The following is a 14,169-nucleotide window of genomic DNA, read 5'->3' on the forward strand; positions in this document are numbered from 1 at the left end:
CTCACCTATTGTTCAATGAATAGCTGCCTGTCTGCCGATTTGGTGAGCTAGCTAGCGTCATCGTTTAGTTTCCCGTCAATGCAATGGACCCAACGAAAATGTTGTGTTAAATTTGGGTATGTCTGAGTCGCCAATTATCTTGAATGAACGTGAAGCTCGTCGCACTCGGGCGTTTATAGCTCGTATCGATGAGATGCTTTCGGCCCATGACGTGGCTGATCCCAACAAGTATGAAATTCCTGCCGAAGTGTGGGAAATGCATGGTCGGGCACTTCGTGACACTCGGCGTGCATCTGCAGGCATGTTGGAAGCTTACGAATCAATCAAGCAAGGGCGCTTCGCCGAAGCCGCGACGAGATGGAAGCACGAACCCGGTGTAATGCTCATTATCGCGCGGATAGCCCGAGGTTTATCGCAGGCGGAACTAGCTGAGCGTTTGAACATGCGAGAGCAGCAAGTTCAGCGGTATGAAGCGGAAAGATACAAATCTATCAGTTTTCAATCTTTGCGCCGTATTGCTCTTGTACTCGGCGTACAGATCGGTGCGACTGTAACTGAAGGATTAGGCGCTACACTTTCCGCGCTTAAGGTGCCGCCCGCTACGGAAATCGATGGTCGACAACTTAGAGTTATAGTGGACCATGCGCGGAAGCAAAATTGGTTCAACGTTGCGGCTAATGACGATATAGACCGTCAAAATATTCTCGATTTTATCGGGGAGAGCACTGCTCAGTTGGGAAGTCCCGGTTTGTTAAGAACCGGGCTAAAATCGCTCGATCTTAAAGACGATGCTATGCTTGCAGCGTGGCGTGCGAGAGTTCTTCAGCGTGCGGACCAAATAAGCAAAGAACTCGATAGCAGCTTTGAGCAAGTTAACTTGGATTGGGTGGCCAAGTTGGTCAGGCTAAGTGTTGATGAGGACGGTCCGTCAAAAGCGATTCAACTTTGTCGTTCAAATGGTATCGTAATTGTCGTTGAGCCTCAGATTCAAGGACTTAAACTAGATGGCGCAGCGTTTCTTTGTGGGAAGACACCTGTTGTTGGCTTGACTATCCGCCATGATCGAGTGGATAATTTCTGGTATACGCTACTACATGAAATTGGTCATGTTTTTTTACATTTTAGCTGCGGTCTTTCTTCTGGTTTTTTTGATGATGACACGGATCACGGCGGGATGGATGAACTAGAGCGGGAGGCGGATCAATTCGCTTCATCTATGTTGATCCCACCCGAGCGTTGGAGGCAGTCTACGATAAGAATTACTCGTTCAGCTGCAGCAGTTGAGCAGTTCGCGAAGCAGATTGGAATCCATCCAGCAATAGTATTTGGAAGGCTTCGAAGGGAGCGTAACGACTACCGCTTGTTCTCTGATCGGGTGGGCACAGGGCAAGTCAGACGGCATATTCTCGAGACCTAGGAGGTATAGAGTGGAAAGCCTTGATACTCAAGTTTATTCTCCCGTGCTGCGTCTGAAAAACGGCGAGAGCACTGCAATGCCGCTGCTTGCCTCAGATATCAAGTCCCGGCTCCTCCCACTTTTCGTAGTTCCTCCTCCGAGTGAAAAAGATGCGGAACTCGGTCGTCATCTCATGCCGGCTGAACTAGTTGCCGTTCCGGCACGTCGGTTAGGTCGAGCGTGGCCGATGCGTCCCTCACTTTTGGACCCAAAGTTTCTCTTCGAAAAGCTTGAGGTTGGTAGCGCACATGGTTGGCTTCCTGAATTGTTCCGATTGGCGCGTAGCCATTCGGCAAATCCGTGGCCGGTAGCAGATCTTGTCGACATAGAGCAGTTTATGCGGCCTGGCTTATTAGCTGTTCTCGCGGGGTCAAGAACACCACTCGCACTTAGACTTAGATCAGAAGATATAGAAGACGATGGTCTGGCTACACGTGTACAACGTGTTCTGCTTTCTCTTGTCAGAAAACCGTCAGAAACGTTGCTTGTTCTGGATTTTGGTAATACTGACTATTCAGATACTAGCGTAGTTGCTGAAGTTATGGTGGCGACACTAGAACGGGTTTTAGCGATAGGGGATTGGTTGCAGGTAATTTGGCATGCAACAAGTTATCCTGAAACGAACCCGGCTCCCGCAGGCGATATAGCAATATTGGCGCGCGGCGAGTGGAAGGCGTACCGTGAGGCTTGGGAACTTGATCCAATTATTAAGCGTCACTTGATGTTTGGGGATTTTGCCGCTGATAGCGCGAAATTTAATTTTGCTAGTGTCAATGGCGTCGTTCCCATTGCTCATTTTCGGTACAGTACGCCTGACAAATGGCTAGTTTCTCGAGGAGGGAAGGACGGTAAACTTGCAACGGAAATGCCTAAGGTAGCGATGCGCATAACGTCGTCTGGGATGTTTGCAGGCCGCGCATTCTCACGGGGCGATCAGTATATAGATGATGTTTTGCGTGGGGTTAGAGTTGGCCAAGCAAGTAATTGGAGATGCGCAAATACCGTACACCATTTAACGCGAGTTTCCGCCGATGTGGGGGCATTGCTTGGGTTTGTAGTTGAGGCGCTACCCGTCGGCGAAGAGTGGGAGCAAATTCTCTTAGATATTTAATCGTAGCAAAATACCGTTTTAGGCTTTTACCGATGCGGTCTATATTCAGGTAATTTGGAATGATGTTGGACATATTCTTATACGCTATACATAGTCGCTCATAGCGCGCCATATATTTGCCGAGCCCTCCACCATGGGTAGTTACGCGGGCACGGGCGCGCGGACCCATAATCCACTGTCAGTATTTTGGCAGCAACCGTTACCTAGCTCTCTGGTCCTTTGTGGCGAATCAGTTATTATCGCCAGCAAGCTACGGGGAGACCGTGCGTGGAAAACGAACTAGGCGATTTTCAACGACGCACGGTGCCGACGACGATTGATTGTCTCTAGGCATCTCACAACACCGGGCTGCATCCTAGTTGCTGCGACAAGACCCTAACGCTACTCGTTATGGCTAGCCACACTTCAATCCGATTATTAATCGGGAGTGGAAGTGTGCGCGCCAGTGTTAAGTAAACATCGCCGCACTTACGCTCCTTTCAACACCGAAAGGTAGCTGTATCATGAACCAGCCCTCCAATAGTCCCGCAGCTAAAGCAGTCCCAGAAGACCGCTTGATTACTTTAAAGGAGGCAGCAGCTTCGCTTGGAGCCAAGTATTGGCAAATTCAGCGGGCCGTTAAGTCCGGGCGCATTCCGGCATATGCGCCGTATAATTCTAGGCGCTTAGTAAAGCTGTCCGAGGTGATGGCTTATATCGACTCCTGTCGTGAAGGAGGTGTCGAATGAGACGCGCACCCTATGACATTCCGAATTACGACGACCCGGTCGAACATTTAGTTCGCCCCGTTTACGGCGGCGGTGTTCAACCGCTCACCCTTAACTTGTCTCAAGGCGTTTGCAGATTGCCCGCCCTGACCGTTGAAATTCGGCTTTCGGGACGGACGCTAGTGGTTTCGGTTAAAGGGGGGAGCATCTGATGACGGTCCCTAATGCTATTTTCGCTGAATTAGCTCCTTTGTATCGCAGCGCGGGCTTTTGGCCTCGTCCGGTTCGTCCCGGCACAAAAGCTCCTCCATTTCGGCAATGGAATGTTCCGGACCCCGAGCGAAAGCTCGGGGAATTGGAGGGCTGGTTGAAGAAACACGGAACTTGCGGGATTGGGCTTGTTCTGGGTTCACCATTCCCCGACGGCAGCAAATTGGCCGCGGTGGACATAGATCGGGATGACTATATCCGCGCCGCTGCCGCGCTGCTTCGCAATCCGGTTTGTGGCCGGATCGGTGCGAAAGGCGTTGCTTATCTTGTACGGTTGAAAGGGGATGGAAAGTATCGGCCTTTGAAGGTGAAAGGGGAGGACGGTCACAAGGTCGGAGAAATCCTCTGCGACAATCGGTTTCTCGTGCTCCCGCCGACAATACACCCTGACGCGCGGCAAGCCTACCGGTGGGTTGGTCAGCCTCTTTTGGAGTTGGAATACCTTGACCTTCCTCTTGTGGAGGCGTCGGAATGAACACGGTCCCGATTTCATTGATTGAAACCGCTCTGAACTCCTCTAACGCTGCTGCCCTTCTGAACGGCAGCGGCACCCACGATGCGGCGTTGCGTTTCGTGGGGGAGATTGTTGCTTTCACGCAGGATAGCGGTTGGATATCCGCGATAGTCGCCGGGTTCTTGCCCGCAAACTATTCCGGCAACACGCTGGACGAAATTCCCGGCATGGTGTCCGATAGCGTAAAAAACGGCTTTGCCTCACCAGTACGCAAGAACACCAAAGAGGAGAAACTGTCGGTGGCGCAGCAAGCCAACCTCATTCTTAGTTCAAGCTCGATGGAGCTGTTTCATACACCGGAAGGCATCGGCTTTGTTGCATTTACTAACCAGCAGGGCGGAATTGTCTGTCATTCAATCCGTTCTGACGCTGTAAAAAATTGGGTGCGTTTGTGCTTTCATCGCGCAACAGGAAAGACGTTGGGGCGCGATGCTCTGACTGAGGTGCTGGATTTGTTGGCTGCCAAAGCCCATTACGAAGGTGCGCTGTCCAAAGTGAATGTCCGTATTGCCGGAAGTGAGGATGAGATTTACTACGATCCCGGCAAAGCTGACGGAACTGCTGTCAGAGTATCGACAGAAGGTTGGGAACTCGTCAAAAACGCTCCGGTTTACTTTCACCGCCCTGCCGGCTTTGTGGAACAAGTTCTGCCGGATGGGTCCAGAGGACGGTTGTCAGACCTCCGAGGATTGCTGCAACTCGACGACAAAAATTGGGTTCTGCTTCTCGCCTTCCTATTGATTTCGTTGAAACCCGCTCACCCTTACATGGTGCTGCTCTTGAGTGGCGGCCATGGTAGCGGAAAGAGTAAAATCAGCGAATTGGTAAAGCGGATTGTCGATCCGAACGCGCTGGAAAAATCCCGTCTTCCGAAAGACGAGCACACATTAGCGATTCAGGCCGCTATGACTTGGATGCTTGTTTACGACAATACGTCCTCAGTTCGTTGGGATTTGTCTGACGCGATCTGTGCCATGTTGACAGGTGGTGGTTTCAGCACGCGCAAATTCTACGCGGACGACGAACAACGCATGTTCAAGAACGCCCGTCCGGCGATCATAAACGGTATCGGGGAGTTCGCCAGCCAGCACGATCTTCTGGATCGCGCTATCGCCCTTAAATTGCCGACAATGCCCGCAGGTGCACGCTCAACCGAAAGAGATATCAATAGGCGCTTTGAGGAAATATTGCCGGGTGTCTTGGCGGAACTGTTCGACATTGTCAGCGTGGCCTTGCGTCGGTTTGGCAGTGTCGAACCGCCGACAAGTGTGAGAATGGCGGACGCGGCACAATGGCTTGTAGCTGCTGAACCTGCCACTGGCTTGCCGGAAGGCACATTCCTAGCCGCTCTTGAGGACAGTGTGAAAGAGGTGACAATTGAAAACACGATCAACCATCCCCTTGTGCTCGCGCTGTTCAAATTGCTCGACAATCTCGGGCCGGAACGCGTTTACGAAGGAACAGTGGGAGACTTGCATGAAAAACTGCAGGGCCAGCAGGACCGGTACGACCCGCAGCTTCCGAAGAATGCGGCCCATCTGTCGAATGCGCTTCAGCGCCTGACCCATGGCATGGCTGCAATCGGCTTGCATGTGGAAATGCTTCCCCGAACCAATAAAGCGAGGCCTATCCGCATTTGGGTCGAGGAAACTGAACACACGCCCGAACCGGACGACATGGTTCAGAGGCTGCGTTGAGCTTCTTGGGGCGGGTGGTGCTAGTGTAGCTATGCAGCCCCCCTCAAGGGGGAAGGCAGTACGGCATCCATACACTGTACTGCCGCTGGCGGACCGTAGGGGTGCGCCGGTAGCTACACCACCCACACCAGCTACATCTGGCTGCGGCGCGCCGGGATACCGAAGCGCCGCAGCCATCCTGCGTACCGGGCGACTGGCCGTCCGCGTGGGCTGCTGGAACACTGCTGCTGGGCTGCACCGTCCCGCGTCGCTAATGTTCCAAGTTGTAGCCGCCAGTTGTCGTGAGAGTTCTGCAAGGGTCTTGAGCGGCGATTTCAACCTCGGTGAGGGAGGAATCGAATCCATTCAGGACCGCGTCGTCTCGCGGTCTCGCTGTTCAGCAACATGCAGAGGTTACACGGCTGGTTACAATTCGAGCCTTTTCCGGGCTTTTCCAGACAACTGACGGTAAATTGTGCCGCTAGTTTCGCCGTGTTTTTCTCGCAATTTTTGTCAAATGCGAGCAAGGAAATGAAAGACTTCAGAATTTCGATTACGAGTGCCACGCGCCGTCGCAAACTGCGCAACGGATCGGTGGCCGAATATCCGCAATGGTATTGTGAATTCAAAGACCCGATCTTGAACAAGCGTCGCCGCCGCGCCTTCAATCGAAAAAAAGATGCCGAAGCTTTCCGTAATGAGTTGTTGGTCAAGGTTATGGATGGACGGTACGTGGACGAGCGGACAGCGCCGACTGTGTCTCGGGCCATCGACCATTGGCTGGAAGACCGCGAAACGAAGGTCAAGCCTTCGACGTTTCAGGGCTACAAGGTCGTGGTCAACGGTGCGATCCGGGGGCCACTGTTAATCGGAACGCCATGGGAGCGAGCGAAATTCACGGAGAATGGAGTTCCGCCAAAAGATGCCCGATTCGTGAAATTGTTGGGCGACGTCAAGCTAACCGAACTGACCACCGCGATGATACGCGCATGGTACAAGACGGTAGCAGAGCAGTGCGGAACCTACACCGCCAATCGTGCCAAAAGCCATCTGAAATCCATTCTGGCTCTCGCGGAAGAAGACTTTTTAGTCCGCGCACCATCGATGCCGACTGGGTTGGTGCGCGCCCGAACCCGTCATCGGCGCGTTATCCTCACGCCGGAACATATAGCCAAGGTGATTGCCGCCGCCAAGCGTGACCCGGAATGCGGTATCTACTACGCCTTTCCATTCCTTGCTGGTACGCGTCCGTCCGAGCAGTTGGGCTTGTTGTGGAGCGATGTCGATTTCGAGAAGAATGTCGTTCGCATCTGCCGCATTCAGGAGCGTGACGGTTCACTAACGGAAACGACCAAGACAGAAGCCGGAACGCGTGACGTCCCGATCAGCGCGACCTTGCGCGAGATGTTGCTGGCGTGGCGTGTGCGATGCCCACGGAGGAAAGGAGAATTGCACCGCGTCTTTCCGGGGCCGGGAAGGCTACAGGCATGGCCGTTACCGCGTCTTGGCGGCGGCGGGCCGTTGCTCTACCAGAATTTTCGGAAACGGTTCTGGGTGCCAGCGTTCAAGGAGTTGAATGTGCCCTATGTGACGCCACATTCGGCGCGGCACTCGTTCATTTCCACCTTGCAGGCGGAGGGGATTGAGGTTGGACTGGTGGCGAAAATCGCAGGCCACGCCAATCCAACCGTGACGCTTGGCCATTATACGCAGGCTGTCCGCAACGCCGATGTTGCCATTGAAGCGCTGGACCGCGCTTACGTCTGATAAAACAGAACGGGCGTAGGTTTTGCCGACGCCCGTTCATCAATGTCCATATTGTTCTCGACCGCCATTTATTCCGGCTGGAGGGCGATGTAGTCATCGCACTCGCATTCGCCAAATTCCTCCAGCGCCCAGTCGATCTCGTCAGCGGCGATGCCCATGAGTTCGGCAGCCTGTTCCAAGGGAATCCATTCTTCCGCGCCGTTATGCTTGTCTCTTACCATGATGTGCATTCTGTTCTCCTGTGTCTTCCCTAAAAGGAAAACACAGAGGAATTTTCTGCACAATTATTCACGTAAATTCAGACTGTTAGCTGAAATTCGATGGATGCAGTCGTGCCACATTGGTCTGCGTCGCTGGGAAGCGGACTGAGGACGGGCGCTGCGGCCCGCCCGCTATGTATGTAGCTGGCCCGGTGCCTGCTGGTTTCGCGTATGCCTTCCCGTGGCGCGGCGTACCAGTCGCCGGTGCAGCCCCATGGCTGCACGGACCTTCAGTTTCCGGGGCGAGGTGTTCGCATCTCCCCCGCCAACAGGATTGTTTGGCAGTGACAAGGGACCCGGTCTGCCTTGCGAAAGGTTTCGAAGGCATACCCAGGTATGCAGCCGCTATTCGATGCGATATTCGACCGACGCTCCGCTTACGCGAATTACGCGCAGTGTTTTCCCGGCGATCTTGACGCTCTGGCCTTTTCCAAGACTGAACTGGATGGGACGAGACGCTGTGGCGTAAGACGATGACCCAAGTGCTGGAACGAACTGGTAAGATGTGGACGTCGCCGTTCCTGAAACGGACGTCGTGCCAATCGAACCGTCGATGTTGGTTTGGGTCGTCTGTGGAAGTACCATCGGTGTTTCTGACATGGTGGTCGCATTGCTCGTTATGTCGATATCTGTCCGTTCAAACACAGCCTGACCGCCCCGGCTGCCGACAAAGCGCACGGTAGTGCCACCTGCGTTCGTAGTCCGCCCGAACAGGTCTGCCTTTCCAAACGCATTTGGCAGAGCGCGGCGCGATTGAAATTTCAGTACGGTATCGCCGGGACCCGCAGACATAACGCTGCCGCTGACAGGCGTGACAAGTGAGCTTTTGGTTTCCACAGGCGCACAGGCAGCAAGAGCCAATGTCGATACAACGAAGGCTGACCGTGAAAAGGAACATAGAGGCATTAGACTAACTCCCAAGCCATTGAGACAAAAAACTTTTCAAAAAACATGCCGAAAATTCGCCGTCAATTATCTACCTTTACCGGCACCCAGATATTCGGCTTTGATAAAGCGGGGGGCCCAACGATCTGCCGCAGCTTCGACTGCGGTTCGCAACTTGTCAGAACTGTGTGGGTTCAGAACGCAAAAGAAAACGACATGGGCCGTCGTGAACGCCCACATTGAACACCCCGGTGCGATGGCGCGCAGCTGTTCGGAGCGCTGGGCGACAAATGCCTTGCGCTCGATACGCGGAAAATGCTGATAAATCAGCAGCGACTTGCCCGTCTCGTAGAATGCTGCGGCTTCGTCCAGATAGAGGTATTTGGACGAATTTTTCCGCCCCTTTGCTATAGACACTTCCAAGCCATTGTCTGGGTCAAAAAAGACAAGGTCGGTATGGCCAAGGACGACGGCGCAGCGTTCCATGAATGTCCGTCGCCCAGAAATATCGTCCGGCAGTAGCTCGTTGAAGTAGGTTGCCTGTGGAATTGCGCCGCTGTCTTCAACCATCTGTAAACGGCGGCGGTCTTGTTCACCAGCGGAATGCGCCAGAATGTCAAACAGCTCTGGATCGAAGTGGCGGAAACCATCCGGCTGTTGCAAGTAGCTAAGTTTGTTGCCGTCTGTGCGCCCGTCTTCCGGAGTGAGCATCCAGCAGATGCCTATCGTGTTCGCCCCGTTCGCCGACAAAGCCCGCAGCAAGGCGTATTTCCGATAGTCGTTTATGTCCCCAACGTATTGATGCTTCAACTTCGTCTCCCGATTCGCCAGACTGGAGTATGGCAAAATACCCTGATTTGGGGTATTCGAAAATCGGGTTCAAGTAATCCGCTGGTTCTTCAAACTGGCGGTTCCATTTGTCATCGTTTCAGCCCGACCTTTATCGGAGATTGATCGAGTTGCTCATCGCGGCTCGAAAAGACGCGGGCATAACACAGGTTGAATTGGGAAAGCGTATTGGCCAGCGCCAAACGTTTGTCTCAAAGTTTGAGCAAGGGGAGCGCAGGCTCGATATCGCAGAGTTTATAATCATTAGTCGAGCAATTGGAACTGACCCGCATCGTATCATTCGGGTCGCCAATGCCGACGAGCATTAATTTTGTATCATTACATTGGGCAACGTACCCGTCGTTCGATCGGTCTAGGTTATGTTAGATTGATGGCATTAGGGTTGCCGACAATAGATTCGCATCAACACGGTTGAGGTTCTTGCATGAGCCGACAACCCTGTCGAAAATTTCCGACGCAATGCTGAGTGCATTTAGACAAATACCTGATCTAGTTACGTAGGGGACAGCGATGGCCTTGCTGGCACTGTTATTTGCCTTTTGAATATGCATACTTAATATTGGGCTAATTTTAACATTTTGCTGGGGGGCTGAAATGGCAGGGGAAAAAAGGCGCGTTCGCACACTCACTATCCGTCTTTTACGCAAACGTCGAACAGTAAACGATGCGTTCACACCTACTTTTGCCCAGGGAGGTGATCGTGCGTTGGAGCGTCGGCGTTGGAATGGTGTAGAAGGCGCATCGCTGTATATTGGTCAGATTTATTCCAAGCCGCCGTCTTGGTTAGATTTTCTTGGGCCGCAGAGCGCTGACCTACCTGATGATATTTTCGCTGGTGGGGGCGGGGCTGTGGTTTTTCTGCCCATCGGGGACAGAATTGCTGCAGTTTGTTTCGGGCACATACATATAGCGCTCAACGATGATGCTTTCGAGCGCCAGTTCGGGCTAAAAGTTACTCTCAATACTGTTCCTAGGGGGCAGCTTCGCACGCTTGATCTTGCGACACCTGATGCCGTAACATTTCAAAAACGTGTACAGGCGAGCCGGGATAGCGATCTGCAAGCCTTTGGTGTTGATATGCTGAGAGACTTGGCGCGCGTCGCAGGCGGCACACCAACTGATCCAACATTTGCGAGATTTGTTGCGGGAAAAGACAGTTTATCAATCACGTGCGAAATTAAAGTAGATGAGCTTCAGAATAAGTGTGCGGAAGTAATCAAAACGTTCGACAAATCCGACTACCTAAAGGAGTTTGCTTGGGTCGACAATATGCGGATCGTGAACGAGAAGGACACGATCAATTCGCTTGATAATAAACTTGAAGCGGCGTTAGAAAAACTACGAGCAGGGCAGTCCTCCCTGCTCCATATGGCCCCCCCTGAAATTGTCAACTACACCGAAGGGAGTGAGCTGCATTACAACGGATTCGGCTCACACGGCACGACATTTCACAGTCTTTCAATTGGCGATTACGTAGCGGAACTTAATCGCTGCAATTTTCAAGGCGAATTCTCGGAGCTGAAAGCCAATCATCGTATCAAGGCCAAGGGGGATACAGGGGATGCTTTCAGCGAAAGATGGCGAGTCTATGATTGTTTCTTTTTTGAAACATCGCTCGGAGTCGGAAATGACGAAAAACATTACGTGCTGTTTGCTGGTGATTGGTATCTCGTTGAGAAACGCTTCAAGAAGCTAGTAGAAGACTACTTTGATGCACTCGAAAAGATCAAAATCATTGGAGCTACAAATTGCGCCAACGAACGGGACTTGATTGCGGATATCGAGGCGAAGCGACCAGATTTACTTAAACTTGATCAGCAGAAAATCAATCCCTCAGGCGTGCGTTACGGGAATTTGGAGCCGTGTGACTTCCTTTCTAAGAATGGCGAGTTCATTCATCTGAAGGATGCTGACTCCTCGGGCCCAATCAGCCACGTATGGATGCAGGGACTCGTCAGCGCGGAAGCCTTCGTGAGTGATGCAACATTTCGCAGGACGCTTCGAGCAAAGGTGAAGAATCTCGGAGTAAGCTTCGCAACACAGTTGCCTAAAAGCGGAGAGAGTGTTGATCGAACGAAGTTCAAGGTTGTCTACGGTCTCATGAGGAAGCCGTATGCGGATGGTAGCTTGGATATACCTTTCTTCAGCAAAGTTAGCCTCCAAGCAGCCGCCCAACGTATTGAGCAATTTGGCTTCTCAATAGCAATTGAGTTGATTGAGAAACCTGCGGGAGGGAGCACTAACGACGAGGAGTAACCGATGACAATCTGAGTCGTTTACGAGCTAAATCTACAGACTAGTGACCTTGCGGTAACCGCTTTGGTGAGCAATAGCATCTTCGCAGATGGAAATACGCTTGAAAAAGCAAAAATCCCGGACGAAGCCGGGACTTTGTTGCCTGTACTTAACGAAAAACTGGAGCGGGCGAAGGGATTCGAACCCTCGACCCCAACCTTGGCAAGGTTGTGCTCTACCCCTGAGCTACACCCGCTCGCGCCAGTCGTTCCGGAAACCGTTCGTTTCCGTCAGGCAGGCGCTATATGGACCAACGCTTCCGAGATTGCAACAGGGAAATTACAGGAAAATGCCGTTTCATCGGAAATAGCTGCCGAAAAAATGGTAACCACCTGAAATAATTAATTTATTCTTGATAGCGGTTCACGTTTTTCGGCCATAGCTCCTCCTGAAAGAAGGCAAATAATGTGCGAAATGAATGGAATCAGCCGCCAAAAACGCGTGTCGGTTCGTTGCGTTTTGGAGCGAACGATCCAATTTGTTTTGCATGGTTTCTAAGCCTTCCTCCATGGTCTATAAGCGCTGTTGCGTGTCATTGCAGCGTGAGGAGCGCGCCGACATGCGCAATATTTTTCAGCGCTGAACAGGAATGGGGTGGAATCATGCCTTTGTCGCCGAGCGAGCTTCACGATTATCTTCAGAATCTCGGTATCGAAGTGAAAACGGTTGAACATCCGCCCTTGTTCACAGTTGCGGATTCCCAGAGCCTGCGCGGTGAGATTCCGGGAGGCCACACGAAAAACCTTTTCCTCAAGGACAAGAAGGACAATTTCTTTCTGGTGACGGTTGAGGAAGACGCCGTGGTTGATCTGAAGTCGATCCATCAGCTGATCGGCGCGGCAAGCCGCGTTTCGTTCGGCAAGCCGGAAAAGCTGATGGAATATCTGGGTGTGATTCCGGGTGCCGTTACGGTCTTCGGCGCGGTCAACGACACCGAGCATCATGTGCAGGTCATTCTGGATGCCGATCTGATGAAATATGAGATCATCAACGGACATCCCCTGACCAACGAAGCCACGACCTCCATCAAGCGCGAGGACCTTGTCGCTTTTCTGAAATCCACCGGACACGAGCCGCGTATTCTCGCCGTTTCCGAGGGTGCGAAGGCCGACGCTTCGGTATAAACTGGCCTGGAACCAGGCCGTCTTGAAATCGGCCATTGAATATACGACCTGATAGATCGACACGGGCTTATATGCGGACCGTCGCATCCGCTGGAAAATACGAAGGAATTTCCTATGAGCAGCCAGAACAATCCTTATGCCGGTGCAGGCGGCCAGATGACGGCGAATGTCTCTTTCGGTTCCGCACCCGCCGCCAGCGGGGGCGCGGATCTTGTCAAGGATACGACGACGGCGAGTTTTCAGGCGGATGTCATTGCAGAATCCCGCAACCAGCCGGTGCTGGTGGATTTCTGGGCGCCATGGTGCGGACCCTGCAAGCAGCTGACCCCGATCATTGAAAAGGCGGTGCGGGAAGCGGGCGGCGCCGTCAGGCTGGTCAAGATGAATATCGATGACCATCCGGCCATCGCGGGCCAGCTTGGCATCCAGTCCATCCCGGCGGTCATTGCTTTCGTCAATGGTCAGCCGGTTGACGGTTTCATGGGCGCCCTGCCGGAATCGAAGGTGAAGGAATTCATCGCCAAGGTCGGTGGTCCAAGCAATGAGGAAGCCGCCCTTGCCGAGGCGGTCTCGGCGGCAAATGAGCTGATGGAAGCGGGCGATTTCGTTCAGGCATCGGAGATTTTCGCATCCATTCTTCAGGCCGTCCCGGATAATGTCGATGCTGTGGTGGGGCTTGCGGCCTGCCTTCTGGAATCGGGCGATGCGGAAAAGGCGCGGGAAACCCTGGCTGAGCTTCCGGCTGACAAGCAGAATGCGCCTGCCGTTCGCGCGCTGGAGGCGCGTCTTGCCCTTGCCGATCAGGTCAAGCTGATCGGCGATCCGATTGAACTGGAAAGGCGGGTTCAGGCCGATCCGAAGGATTATCAGGCCCGGTTCGATCTTGCGCAGGTGCGCAACGCGCAGGGACGCCGTGAAGATGCCGCCAATGAGCTGCTTTTCATCATGAAGGCCGACCGCGAATGGAACGATGACGGCGCGCGCAAGCAGTTGCTCCAGTTCTTCGAAGCGTGGGGCAATGCCGATCCGGCAACGCTCGGTGCGCGGCGCAAGCTGTCGTCCCTTCTCTTTTCCTGATCGCGCGCGGTCGGGAACATGGCGCGCAGATTGTGCGTTGTGCGCCATGCGGATTCCAACTGTTAGGGCGCATTTCCCATGAGCCCTAATGCATGTCTCCCAAAAGTGGGAACAGCCTTCGCGGGGAAATCAGTCCACCGGGCTGATTTCTGATCCCGCTATGATGGGACAAAGACAT

Annotated in this window: 13 protein-coding genes and 1 tRNA gene; 10 read left to right on the forward strand and 4 right to left on the reverse strand. The window is 53.1% G+C overall.

The genetic code is table 11. The annotated features are described in order from the left end of the window. The first annotated feature begins 139 nt into the window (after window positions 1-139). The 6 genes from AVM02_RS01875 to AVM02_RS01900 all read left to right on the forward strand — a co-directional run bounded on the left by AVM02_RS01875 (window position 140) and on the right by AVM02_RS01900 (window position 7,501). Window positions 140-1,417: an XRE family transcriptional regulator gene (locus tag AVM02_RS01875; RefSeq protein ID WP_411505328.1), complete on the forward strand. Its 1,278-nt coding sequence runs from the start codon at window positions 140-142 to the stop codon at window positions 1,415-1,417. Window positions 1,418-1,427: 10 nt separating this feature from the next. Beyond that, window positions 1,428-2,567, forward strand: a complete 1,140-nt coding sequence (locus AVM02_RS01880; RefSeq protein ID WP_411505329.1) for a beta family protein — start codon at window positions 1,428-1,430, stop codon at window positions 2,565-2,567. A gap of 503 nt (window positions 2,568-3,070) precedes the next feature. Continuing rightward, the gene (locus tag AVM02_RS01885; RefSeq protein ID WP_411505330.1) at window positions 3,071-3,295 is read left to right on the forward strand and encodes a helix-turn-helix transcriptional regulator; all 225 of its coding nucleotides are present in this window, start codon (window positions 3,071-3,073) and stop codon (window positions 3,293-3,295) included. Between the two features lie 190 nt (window positions 3,296-3,485). Next, the gene (locus tag AVM02_RS01890) at window positions 3,486-4,019 is read left to right on the forward strand and encodes a bifunctional DNA primase/polymerase (RefSeq protein WP_411505331.1); all 534 of its coding nucleotides are present in this window, start codon (window positions 3,486-3,488) and stop codon (window positions 4,017-4,019) included. Next, window positions 4,016-5,755, forward strand: a complete 1,740-nt coding sequence (locus AVM02_RS01895; protein WP_411505332.1) for a hypothetical protein — start codon at window positions 4,016-4,018, stop codon at window positions 5,753-5,755. Before AVM02_RS01890 ends, AVM02_RS01895 begins: the two co-directional genes overlap by 4 nt. Before the next feature lie 384 nt (window positions 5,756-6,139). Continuing rightward, complete coding sequence (locus tag AVM02_RS01900) at window positions 6,140-7,501, forward strand: tyrosine-type recombinase/integrase (RefSeq protein ID WP_411505333.1); 1,362 nt, start codon at window positions 6,140-6,142, stop codon at window positions 7,499-7,501. Between the two features lie 68 nt (window positions 7,502-7,569). Here the strand turns inward: AVM02_RS01900 and AVM02_RS01905 are convergent, their stop codons facing one another. The 3 genes from AVM02_RS01905 to AVM02_RS01915 all read right to left on the reverse strand — a co-directional run bounded on the left by AVM02_RS01905 (window position 7,570) and on the right by AVM02_RS01915 (window position 9,456). Then, on the reverse strand, window positions 7,570-7,731 hold the full coding sequence (locus AVM02_RS01905; protein WP_411505334.1) for a hypothetical protein: 162 nt from the start codon (window positions 7,729-7,731) through the stop codon (window positions 7,570-7,572). A 375-nt stretch (window positions 7,732-8,106) separates the two neighbouring features. Then, the gene (locus tag AVM02_RS01910; RefSeq protein WP_411505335.1) at window positions 8,107-8,553 is read right to left on the reverse strand and encodes a hypothetical protein; all 447 of its coding nucleotides are present in this window, start codon (window positions 8,551-8,553) and stop codon (window positions 8,107-8,109) included. Window positions 8,554-8,733: 180 nt separating this feature from the next. Continuing rightward, on the reverse strand, window positions 8,734-9,456 hold the full coding sequence (locus AVM02_RS01915; RefSeq protein WP_411505336.1) for a hypothetical protein: 723 nt from the start codon (window positions 9,454-9,456) through the stop codon (window positions 8,734-8,736). A gap of 149 nt (window positions 9,457-9,605) precedes the next feature. Between AVM02_RS01915 and AVM02_RS01920 the strand changes: the two genes are divergently transcribed. Then, window positions 9,606-9,803 (forward strand): helix-turn-helix domain-containing protein, encoded by a 198-nt coding sequence (locus AVM02_RS01920; protein WP_411505445.1) that lies wholly within the window; start codon window positions 9,606-9,608, stop codon window positions 9,801-9,803. Window positions 9,804-10,089: 286 nt separating this feature from the next. After that, entirely contained in the window at window positions 10,090-11,751 is a 1,662-nt protein-coding gene (locus tag AVM02_RS01925) for a TIGR04141 family sporadically distributed protein (RefSeq protein ID WP_411505337.1), read from the forward strand. A gap of 160 nt (window positions 11,752-11,911) precedes the next feature. Here the strand turns inward: AVM02_RS01925 and AVM02_RS01930 are convergent. Then, a tRNA-Gly gene (locus AVM02_RS01930) sits at window positions 11,912-11,986 on the reverse strand. A gap of 406 nt (window positions 11,987-12,392) precedes the next feature. Here AVM02_RS01930 and AVM02_RS01935 point away from each other — a divergent pair. Beyond that, a complete protein-coding gene (locus tag AVM02_RS01935; RefSeq protein ID WP_411505338.1) occupies window positions 12,393-12,914 on the forward strand; it encodes a prolyl-tRNA synthetase associated domain-containing protein in 522 nt (173 codons plus the stop codon). 114 nt (window positions 12,915-13,028) lie between these two features. Continuing rightward, entirely contained in the window at window positions 13,029-13,991 is a 963-nt protein-coding gene (trxA, locus tag AVM02_RS01940) for a thioredoxin (protein ID WP_411505339.1), read from the forward strand. Window positions 13,992-14,169 lie beyond the last annotated feature (178 nt).

Source organism: Brucella anthropi (assembly GCF_046630315.1).
GTDB classification, from domain to species: domain Bacteria; phylum Pseudomonadota; class Alphaproteobacteria; order Rhizobiales; family Rhizobiaceae; genus Brucella; species Brucella anthropi_A.

What these genes read in the sequence shown, in the direction of transcription:
- AVM02_RS01885 (WP_411505330.1), top strand. Translation starts at nt 3,071, where the DNA reads ATGAACCAGCCCTCCAATAGTCCCGCAGCTAAAGCAGTCCCAGAAGAC.
- AVM02_RS01890 (WP_411505331.1), top strand. Translation starts at nt 3,486, where the DNA reads ATGACGGTCCCTAATGCTATTTTCGCTGAATTAGCTCCTTTGTATCGC.
- AVM02_RS01895 (WP_411505332.1), top strand. Translation starts at nt 4,016, where the DNA reads ATGAACACGGTCCCGATTTCATTGATTGAAACCGCTCTGAACTCCTCT.
- AVM02_RS01900 (WP_411505333.1), top strand. Translation starts at nt 6,140, where the DNA reads ATGCAGAGGTTACACGGCTGGTTACAATTCGAGCCTTTTCCGGGCTTT.
- AVM02_RS01905 (WP_411505334.1), bottom strand. Translation starts at nt 7,731, where the DNA reads ATGCACATCATGGTAAGAGACAAGCATAACGGCGCGGAAGAATGGATT.
- AVM02_RS01910 (WP_411505335.1), bottom strand. Translation starts at nt 8,553, where the DNA reads ATGTCTGCGGGTCCCGGCGATACCGTACTGAAATTTCAATCGCGCCGC.
- AVM02_RS01925 (WP_411505337.1), top strand. Translation starts at nt 10,090, where the DNA reads ATGGCAGGGGAAAAAAGGCGCGTTCGCACACTCACTATCCGTCTTTTA.
- AVM02_RS01935 (WP_411505338.1), top strand. Translation starts at nt 12,393, where the DNA reads ATGCCTTTGTCGCCGAGCGAGCTTCACGATTATCTTCAGAATCTCGGT.
- trxA (WP_411505339.1), top strand. Translation starts at nt 13,029, where the DNA reads ATGAGCAGCCAGAACAATCCTTATGCCGGTGCAGGCGGCCAGATGACG.